Here is a 10,212-nt window from a genome sequence, read left to right on the forward strand (position 1 = left end):
CATGCTCTTTGATCGCCTTAATGATCTGTTCTTCGGTGTAACGCTTCTTCATATCGAGATCTCCATCCCTTTAGGTTAAATGGAAATCTCATCGAGGTCATGGTCTAGTTTTTGGGGGATAGGTCACTCTCTGCTGGGAATATTTCCATCTTTGAGATCGATATCGAAGATAAAACCGCGACCGCGTTTTCAGGTCATCACCCAATTATAAATATTGGCGATAGCGTCAATCTTTTAGATTTTGCCAACAAGACTGCCGTCGATAAGCAGGGGGTCGATTCGATTGTAGAGGCTGTTACTTCAGAGCAAAGTCATCTAGTCATACCTGTGCATCTACCCGGCAGTGTTGGCATTAACTATCTTCAGTTGGAGACCGGAACCTATTATGAAAAAGAGGGTAGAACTAAGGTTCTGTTGATTCGATCGGATGTGACTGAGCAGCAGCAAGCACTGAAAGTGATTCAAGAGTCCAAAGAGAAGCAGCGCGAACTCTTTGCAGTGGTTGGTCATGAACTGCGCACGCCAGTCGCCGCCATCGATATGTTGATTAATGATGATATGGCCGATGAAGAGAAGTTGGCTGCTATCAAAGAGATCACCTCTAATCTACTGAGTGTGCTGGAGGATATGCGAACAGTGGTTGCTCCTGAGCGTGCTAAACAGGGCAGCCTGGCCTTTGCTGATCCTACAACTCTTATCAAGCGAGCTGTTTCGCCACTGCTACCCTTAGTCAGAGATCAAGGTCTTGAATTGACGTTAAATCTTGCGGAACTAGGTGGGCAGCTCTATCACTTTGCAGAACAGCTGCTTCGACAGTTGGTTACTAACTTGGTTAAAAATGCCGCCGTTCACTCTGAAGGCTCGAAAATTAATGTTCATTCAGAATTGAAAACTATCGATGGAAAAGACGTTTTAACGCTTACCGTTGAAGATGATGGTAAGGGCATTCCAAGCGAATACATTAGGAGTGCATTTGAACCTTTCAGTCGAGGTGATTCTAAAGCGGATGGAACCGGTCTTGGTCTCTACATCGCTTCAGAACTCGCTAGAGAGTTGGGTGGGGAGTTGATTTACACACAGAGTGATTTAGGCGGTGCCTGTTTTACTTTGTCTTGTGTAATGAGCAAAGATAATCCTGAGGCACAGGCACAGGCACAGGCACAGGCACAGGCACAGGCACAGGCACAGGCACAGGCACAGGATACACTATCGGGCGTTCGAATTCTGTTTGCTGAGGATGAGGCAATGCTCAGAATGTTAAGCGAGAAGATGTTAACCAAACAGGGCGCTATCGTGACCTGTTTTGAAAATGGCCAAAAGGCGCTGGATGGATTTGATGATGCCTCTTTTGATCTGGTCTTAACGGATCTAATGATGCCGGAATTAGACGGACATGGGCTGGTTAAAGCGATACGAGCTACCGGCAGTCAAATACCTATCATCGCTGTTACAGCAGCTGTTGTGGGTGATGAGACCGATGCTATCCTGGCGGATGGTGCCAACGCGTTTATCAGCAAACCGATCAACCCTGATAAATTGAAAGCGGTCTTGGCTGAAATTGGTTTTGAATGAAGTTAACAAAAATTGCCGGTGACTGGCTTTAGCCTGTCATCCGCTTTCGAATTACATTCAATCTTCTGGAAAACGCTGATAAAGCAGATGACAGGCTAAAGCCAGTCACTGGTGAATCCGGCAATTGCGTTAAATCGAGCCGCCGATAAACTCAACGATGATCGACTTTGCTAGAAAGGCAGCAAGGCCTAGGCCGAGTGCAAAGAAAAGAATAAAAGTACCGAATTTGCCGGCGTTCGATTTTTTAGCAAGATCGTAGATGATAAAGAAGATGAAGAGAGCGAAGACGGTGACACCGACGTTAAACATGATCGCTTCCATTTCGGCTAAACGCATAGTTCTCTCCTCTCAATTTGAGCGCGCATCATAGCAAATAGAGAAGAATTAACACCCTGTAAAAGGTAGGGTTTTTTACAGCTGGTTCGCTTTACGATAGCGCCCCTGGTAGTCAAAGATGCGCTCGGTCACTTGCCAATACTTACCCGATTTTCTGGAGACGACAAAGTCCGGTACGGGTAAAGCGCTGCTCAGCTCAAGTACTGATTCCACGCTATTGAAAAGAGTGGGTGATTGACCACTATTCACCCGTGATCCAAAGAGTTGATTAAACAGCACCCTTTGTTTGGGGTTGGTGAGGTTGAACTTCTCCGATAGGGTGTTTGCATCTTCATCATAGTAGGTCACTCGTATCGCCATATCCTCTTGATTGACTCTAAGTCCCGCACAGCGAATCACTTTGCAGCTGTTCAGTGATAGAGCTTTTTTGATCAGATCATCAGGGTCGATCAGAGCCTCATGACACCCTTGGCAGTTTCGTGCCGCGATATCATTTTCAGCGCCGCAATGAGGGCAGCTTTTGAACTTAAAGCGAAATTGACACTGCTCCCCGTCATCAGAGAGACCTTGGCAGCGGCGTCCATAGTGCTCAATGACGGCTCCATCTTGATCGGTTCTTCCCCAAAAGAGGTTGGCAAAGTCGCAGAGAGGGCAGAAAACCTGTACCGGCTCGGTATCAGGTGCTGGCTTGGGTACGCCGACTTCAGGGTCGAATAGATCGATTCCGTTGTTGGCGTAGTCGATGACTAAACACTCTTTTTTACCTTCACTCAGTCGTAAGCCGCGACCGACCATCTGTTGGAACAGACTGACTGATTGAGTGGGGCGAAGAATCGCAATTAGATCGACATGTGGTGCATCAAAACCGGTGGTCAGTACCGCAACGTTAACGAGGTATTTAAACTGCCGCTGTTTAAAGCGGTTGATGATCTCTGTACGTTGCTTAGCATCGGTATCGGCTATCACCAGCTCCGCTTCCCCTTTAGGGAGGTAGTCCAATATCTCTTTTGCGTGCTTAACACTGGCCGCAAACAACATGACGCCTTGCCGATCGTTAGCAAGTTCCACGACCTGCTCACAAATGGCTTCAGTGACTCTGGGGTATTTAGCCAGCAGTTCATTGACCTCCCGCTCTGCAAACAGTCCGTTAGGTGAGGGTGTCAGTGCTGAGAAGTCGTAGTGTGCGGTCGCTGCATTGATCAGCTTAGGCTCCGTTAAGAACCCCTGTTTGATCAGGTTGCGCATCGGCAGATCATAGATGCAGTGTTGGAAAATGGTGCTCTCTGATTGGCGGAAAAAACCACGGTAATCCCGATGGTATATCCAGCCATGGCCTAAACGATAGGGGGTGGCAGTGAGTCCTAATACCTTTAGCGATGGATTACTCTTCTTAATCTGGCTGATCAGTTGTTGATAGAGCGATTCGTCGTTATCAGAGACACGGTGGCACTCATCAATAATGATCAATGAGTACTGATGATCAAACTGATCGAGATTTCTGGCGATTGATTGGATCGAGGCAAACACCACTTGATGTTCAGTGTCACGCTGCTTTAGTCCCGCCGAGTAGATACCCGGTGTCAGCCCTAATGCCGCATATTTGGAAGCATTCTGTTCGACCAGTTCTTGAACGTGAGTGACCACCAATATTTTACGCTTTGCTAGGCGGGCTAGCTCGGCAATGATTAGGCTTTTACCGGCTCCGGTAGGGAGCACCAGTACGGCGCTCTCGGAGGTTTGGCGGAAGTGCGTCAGCGTCGCATCAACCGCCTGTTGTTGATAGGGGCGAAGAGTAAAGCGCTGTGTCACTCCCACTCCATCGCTTCAAAGATGCGCCCCGCGTTTTTGCCCGCTAGCTCATCGGCTGTCTCTAGATGAAGGTAGGGTGTTTGGTCAATTTTGTAGGCGTCATCGAGTGTGCCGCCCTCATCAATCAACTCTCCGATCTTACCCCGAACGTACTCAAGGTAACCGCGAGTATATCGATCGACCTCGGCAAAGTTAGTGGGTTCCCCGTGACCCGGAACAATGATCATATCCTGTGCTATCGGTGTAAACTCATTCACCCAAGTCTCTATCCATTCAGCCGTATTGGTCTCTGGAAAGACGGGCAGCATGCGTTGGTGAAACGCGATATCGCCGGCAATCATGACGTTGCGCTCAGGAATCACAACACTGATGTCCCCTTTGGAGTGGGCAGGACCAAGGTGAATAAGTTCTGCCGTGATGCCGCCAAGATCCAGCGTCATGCTCTCTTCAAAGGTTTGATCGATCTCGGTCAATTCGGTGCCATTGATGCGCTCTTTAAGTGTCTCTTTGAGCATCTCTAGACCGCGAAATCCCTGTTCTTGAATCTCCTCTTCGGCATCGACGTGGGCAATAATGGTTGCCCCTTGCTCTTTCCAGTAGTTATTTCCCAGAGCGGCATGGGATTGGCCATTTTCATCAACGACGTATTTAACCGGTTTGTCGGTCAGTTGTTTGATCTCATCATGTAGGGCTTTGGCTAATAGGTAAGTACTTGAACCATTCACCACCAGGACTGACTCATCGCCAATCACGAAGCTAAGGTTATTGTTGTGGCCGGCATTCTCATAGGTGTAAAACTTCAACTGCCCGATGGCCGAGTAGACATCATCGGCGACTTTGACGGGTTTATCGTAGAGTAGGGACTCTTTGTACTTATCATCGGGCGTCACAGCAAAGGCTGAGGTCGACACTAGGCTTGTGAAAACTGACACACTTAAAGAGAGGGCTTTTAACGGCATAGCACACACCTTGTTCTGTTTTTATAGACCAGAAATATAACACGCTTTTATCGAACGGGTAGTGCCGATTCACTCTTAACATTGCGCATGACAAAACTCGAATGTACACCGGTCACTCCCTCTATGCGGGTGATCTTCTCGAGCAATAAGCGTTGAAAATCTTCCATGTCATGCACCACCACTTTGAGTTGGTAGTCAGCATCCTGACCGGTAATCAGCAGACACTCCAATACTTCCGGTAGCTCATTAATGACCTTATCGAAGTTGGCGAATCGTTCCGGGGTATGACGATCCATCGAGATCATAATGATGGCGGTTAGCGTTAACCCCAATCTCTTGGCATCCAAGCTGGCGCGATAGCCACTAATGATACCGCTCTCTTCAAGGGCTCTGACACGGCGTAAGCAGGGGGAGGGTGAGAGGCCAACCTTATCCGCTAACTCCTGGTTCGAGATGCGTCCATCTAGCTGAAGCTGCTGAAGAATAGCCTTGTCGTAACGATCCATTTCTTTATATCCGTAAAAATTGAAATTAAATTGCTCTATAAATCAATTTATAGCAATTAATGATAATAATTTCACCTATTTGATGGGTGATTCGCAATCATTAACCTCAATAACCCCAGTACACTGTGCAGCAATGAATTAACTCGAAGCCACTGTTGAGGATTGTATGTCTAACTTCGATTACCGCCGCTATCAGCCAGCTCCACAGATTCAAATTGAGAATCGTACTTGGCCTAACAACACAATCACCCACGCGCCGATTTGGGCGTCGGTGGATCTGCGTGACGGTAATCAGGCGCTACTTGAACCGATGACTGTTGAACAGAAGCAGCGTCTATGGCGTCTGTTGGTGAAGATTGGGCTAAAAGAGATTGAAGTGGGCTTCCCGTCAGCGAGTCAGCCGGACTACGATTTTGTTCGCTGGTTGATCGACAACGGTGAGATCCCTGATGACGTGACGATTCAGGTACTAGTACAGGCCCGTAAAGAGCTGATCGATCGTACTTATGAGGCGCTTCGTGGCGTTAAAAGTGCGGTGGTTCACGTCTACAACTCAACCAGTACGATTCAGCGTGAGCGCGTATTCAATCAGGATCGCGAAGGTATCAAAGCCATTGCGACTCAGGGTGCGCAGTGGGTTATGGACGGTGCCAAAGATTACCCAGAAGTGGATTGGACCTTCCAGTATTCACCAGAGAGTTTTACCGGAACTGAGATCGACTATGCGATCGAGGTCTGTGATGCGGTAATGGATGTTTGGCAGCCAACGGCTGAGAACCGCTGCATCATCAATCTACCGTCAACGGTAGAGGAGTCGACGCCCAACATTTTTGCCGATCAGATTGAGTACTTCTGTACCCATATAAAGAATCGTGCTGGCGCGATTATCTCTGTTCACACACATAATGACCGAGGTTGTGCTGTGGCGGCTGCTGAGCTGGCAGTATTGGCCGGTGCTGATCGTGTTGAGGGGACCTTGCTAGGCAATGGCGAGCGTACCGGTAACATGGATTTGGTAACAATGGCGATGAACTTATACAGCCAAGGTGTTGATCCTAAAATGGATCTGTCTAATCCAGATGAGATTATTACCACCTTTACTGAGTGTACGCGCTTGCCGGTTAGTCCACGTCACCCTTGGATTGGAGAGTTGGTCTACACCGCGTTTTCGGGTAGCCATCAGGATGCTATACAGAAGTGTTTGCACCGACAGGGCGAGGATGAGCACTGGCAGGTGGCCTATTTGCCAATCGATCCTAAGGATATTGGGCGTGATTACCAAGCGGTTATTCGCGTAAACAGTCAATCAGGCAAGGGCGGTATGTCCTTTGTACTTGAACGTGATTATGGCATTACTCTGCCGCGCTGGATGCAGACTGAATTAGCTCCGCTGGTTCAAAAAGCCTCAGAAGAGAGTGCCTCTGAAATGGGCAGTGATGCGATTTTTGAAATCCTTAAAGCGAACTTTATCAAATCGGCTGAGCCAGTTGCGTTGCAAGGCTTCTCCATTGATCGTCAGCAAAACGAACAGTTCAAAGCGACAGTTTCGATCAACGGCCAAGATCGTGAACTGATCGGTCAGGGGGAAGGGGTAATCTCCTCTTTCCTTGATGGTTGGGCCTCGTTGACTGGGCAGGCAGTCAACGTCATCGACTACTCTGAACATGCGGTCGGTAGTGGCACCGATGCATTGGCAGCAGCTTACTTCTTAATCAATGTTGATGGTCAGCGTGTCGTCGGTATGGCCTTTGATACAGACAGTTTAGGGGCTTCTCTAAAGGCACTGATCTCGGCCATCAACCGATCAGAGGTCGCTGTACAACTAGCGGCTTAGTGACGCTAACAACTGATTTAATCCGTTAATTGATAAGGCCGGTTCGCATTGTGAAATGTGTACTGGCCTTTTTATTTTCAATCAATCTATCAAAAAGTGTCATGAAATAGGCTGAAGGAGTAGAATATTGGCCTTAATTGAAACTTTCTAATTGTTAGTTGGAACCCTTCATGCCTCACTCTCACAGTACGCTTCAAGAACTTCGCGATTCTGATCAATTCATTCAGCGCCACCTCGGCTCAAATGATGCTGAGCAATTACAGATGTGCAGCACCCTGGATGTCTCTGATCGAGCTGATTTGATTCAGAAAACCGTCCCTGAATCGATCCTACTGAGTGATGCGCTCTCGATTGGTAATCCGGTGACAGAGGTTGAAGCCCTGTCGGAACTTAAGCAGATCGCGGCTAAGAACCAACTGAACAAAAACTTTATCGGTATGGGCTACTACGGCACCTTGGTACCGGGTGTTATTCAGCGTAACGTGCTGGAGAATCCCGCTTGGTACACCGCCTACACCCCTTACCAGCCTGAGATCTCACAAGGCCGTCTTGAGTCACTGCTCAACTTCCAGCAGATGGTCATGGATCTGACTGGCATGGACTTGGCAAACGCGTCGTTGCTTGATGAAGCGACCGCTGCAGCTGAGGCAATGACTCTGCTTAAGCGATCTAATCGTAAGAAATCAGACACCTTCTTTGTCGATTCTCAGGTACACCCACAGACCTTGGATGTGATTCAAACACGTGCCGAGTACTTTGGTATTGAGGTCGTTGTTGATGATGCCACAAACCTCTCTTCACACGACTGTTTCGGCTGTCTGGTTCAATACCCAGGCAGTGAGGGGGAGATTATCGATCTTGCCAGCGTCGTTGAAGATGCTAAGGCACAAGGTGCACTGGTTGCAGTGGCAACCGATCTTTTAGCATTAATGTTGCTTAAATCACCGGGCTCTCTCGGTGCAGATGTTGCACTCGGTTCAGCACAACGTTTTGGTGTACCGATGGGCTTTGGTGGTCCACATGCTGCATTTTTCGCGACCAGCGAAAAGCTTAAGCGCTCGGTTCCTGGTCGTATTATTGGGGTATCGATCGATTCTCGCGGTAACCAAGCCTACCGCATGGCGATGCAGACACGTGAACAGCACATTCGTCGCGAGAAGGCGACCTCTAACATCTGTACAGCGCAGGCACTGCTTGCCAATATGGCTGCGTTTTATGCGATCTACCATGGCCCAGTCGGTCTGAAAAAGATTGCCACTCGCGTTCACCGCCTTGCTCAGCTTGCAGCGAAACAGCTTAACTCTGCTGGCTTAACGACCAATACCCACTTCTTTGATACCTTGAGTTTTGATGCTGACGCGTCGGTCTATCAGCGCGCGCTGGATGCCAATATCAATCCTCGTAAACTGTCTGATACTCGCTTTGGTATCAGTTTCGATGAGACGCACAGCGTTGAAGATGTTGCCGAACTGATCAGTGTCATTACTGGTAGGGTCATCTCAGTTGAAGAGTTAGACGATGTTGAGGAGTCCTTCTCATTACCGACTGATTTGGTTCGTGAAGACGAGGTTCTTACACATCCTGTATTCAATCGATACCACGCTGAGCACGATATCCTTCGTTACATGAAGCGTCTAGAGAATAAAGATTACTCTCTGGTTCACGGCATGATTCCGCTAGGTTCATGTACGATGAAGTTGAATGCGACTTCGGAGATGACGCCGGTCACTTGGCCAGAAATTGGTAATGTTCATCCGTTCGTTCCTGCAGAGCAGGCACAGGGCTACGCTGAAATGCTAGAACAGTTGGATCGTTGGTTGATTGATATCACCGGCTACGATGCGATCTCTATGCAGCCAAACTCAGGGGCTTCGGGTGAGTACGCTGGTCTGTTAGCGATTCGTAAGTACCAAGAGTCTATCGGTGAAGGTCACCGTAATGTCTGTTTGATTCCATCGTCGGCGCACGGTACCAACCCTGCTTCAGCCGCAATGATGGATATGAAAGTGGTTGTGGTTGCCTGTGATGAAGTGGGTAACGTGGATGTGGCTGACTTGAAAGCCAAAGCGGAACAGCACAGCGACAACCTGTCGACACTGATGATTACCTACCCATCGACGCACGGTGTCTTTGAAGAGGCTGTGGGTGAAATCTGTGAACTGATTCACCAGCATGGTGGTCAGGTCTACATGGACGGTGCTAACTTGAATGCGCAGGTAGGCCTGTGTAAGCCAGGTACGATTGGTGCTGACGTATCACACCTTAACCTGCACAAAACCTTTGCTATCCCTCACGGTGGCGGTGGTCCAGGTATGGGGCCTATTGGTGTGAAAGCACACTTAGCGCCATTCCTTGCTAGCCACAGTGTATCGCCCGTGCCAGGTAATGGCAGCAATGGAGCCGTAGCAGCAGCACCTTACGGTTCGGCGTCTATTCTGCCGATTACCTGGATGTACATCCGTATGCTCGGTGATCGCGGTTTGCGCGAATCGACCGAACTGGCGATTCTAAATGCTAACTACATTGCTAAACGTCTTGAGAATCACTATTCGATTCTCTACCGCGGCACGAATGGTTTTGTCGCACACGAATGTATTATCGATATCCGCCCTCTGAAAGAGGTCTCTGACATTACTGAAGAGGACATTGCTAAGCGTTTGATGGACTATGGCTTCCACGCGCCGACCATGTCCTTCCCTGTGCCGGGCACGCTAATGGTGGAACCAACTGAATCAGAATCTATTCAGGAACTTGATCGTTTCATTGAAGCGATGATTAAGATTCGTGAAGAGATTGCGGCGGTTGAGCGAGGTGAAGTCGCTGCGGAAGATTCTGTTCTTAGACATGCACCGCACACCCTGGAAGATCTGGTGGATGCAGAGTGGACCCGCAGCTACTCAAAAGAGCAGGCTGTGTTCCCAGTCAGTGCGGTTCGCCAAGCGAAGTTCTGGCCAACGGTTAACCGTATCGACAACGTCTACGGCGATCGAAACTTCGTCTGCACCTGTCCACCGGTGAGTGACTACGCAGAGTAGGTTATTTTGTATTAACAAAAAGGGGTCAGACCAAAGGTCATATATGGTCCGTCCCGCGTTATGCAAGATAAAAGTACCAATGGTTAAGGTGAGCTGCAGTCATATATCCGGCTTTTGATGAAGATCTCTTTCTTCTAGCCCCAATGGATTCTGCATACTTC

Annotated in this window: 7 protein-coding genes; 3 read left to right on the forward strand and 4 right to left on the reverse strand. The window is 48.6% G+C overall.

The features are described from left to right. Positions 1–111: 111 nt before the first annotated feature. Positions 112–1,572 carry a hybrid sensor histidine kinase/response regulator gene (locus tag XMD564_RS11180; protein ID WP_173508349.1) on the forward strand — a complete coding sequence of 487 codons (1,461 nt, stop codon included), beginning with the start codon at positions 112–114 and terminating at the stop codon, positions 1,570–1,572. 129 nt (positions 1,573–1,701) lie between these two features. Here XMD564_RS11180 and XMD564_RS11185 read toward each other — a convergent pair whose 3' ends face one another. The 4 genes from XMD564_RS11185 to XMD564_RS11200 all read right to left on the reverse strand — a co-directional run bounded on the left by XMD564_RS11185 (position 1,702) and on the right by XMD564_RS11200 (position 5,182). Next, complete coding sequence (locus XMD564_RS11185; RefSeq protein ID WP_173481007.1) at positions 1,702–1,908, reverse strand: DUF2788 domain-containing protein; 207 nt, start codon at positions 1,906–1,908, stop codon at positions 1,702–1,704. Between the two features lie 75 nt (positions 1,909–1,983). Beyond that, positions 1,984–3,717: a DEAD/DEAH box helicase gene (locus XMD564_RS11190; protein ID WP_173506066.1), complete on the reverse strand. Its 1,734-nt coding sequence runs from the start codon at positions 3,715–3,717 to the stop codon at positions 1,984–1,986. Continuing rightward, the gene (locus tag XMD564_RS11195; RefSeq protein WP_173483698.1) at positions 3,714–4,676 is read right to left on the reverse strand and encodes an MBL fold metallo-hydrolase; all 963 of its coding nucleotides are present in this window, start codon (positions 4,674–4,676) and stop codon (positions 3,714–3,716) included. Before XMD564_RS11195 ends, XMD564_RS11190 begins: the two co-directional genes overlap by 4 nt. Positions 4,677–4,723: 47 nt before the next feature. Further along, entirely contained in the window at positions 4,724–5,182 is a 459-nt protein-coding gene (locus XMD564_RS11200) for an Lrp/AsnC family transcriptional regulator (protein WP_173489231.1), read from the reverse strand. Between the two features lie 166 nt (positions 5,183–5,348). Here XMD564_RS11200 and leuA point away from each other — a divergent pair, with 166 nt between their 5' ends. Together leuA and gcvP are read left to right on the forward strand one after the other, a co-directional pair. Next, on the forward strand, positions 5,349–7,016 hold the full coding sequence (leuA, locus tag XMD564_RS11205; protein ID WP_173508350.1) for a 2-isopropylmalate synthase: 1,668 nt from the start codon (positions 5,349–5,351) through the stop codon (positions 7,014–7,016). A gap of 170 nt (positions 7,017–7,186) precedes the next feature. Next, entirely contained in the window at positions 7,187–10,051 is a 2,865-nt protein-coding gene (gcvP, locus tag XMD564_RS11210) for an aminomethyl-transferring glycine dehydrogenase (protein ID WP_173508351.1), read from the forward strand. Positions 10,052–10,212: the final 161 nt, after the last annotated feature.

This window comes from Marinobacterium sp. xm-d-564, from assembly GCF_013283345.1.
Taxonomy (GTDB): Bacteria; Pseudomonadota; Gammaproteobacteria; order Pseudomonadales; family Balneatricaceae; genus Marinobacterium_E.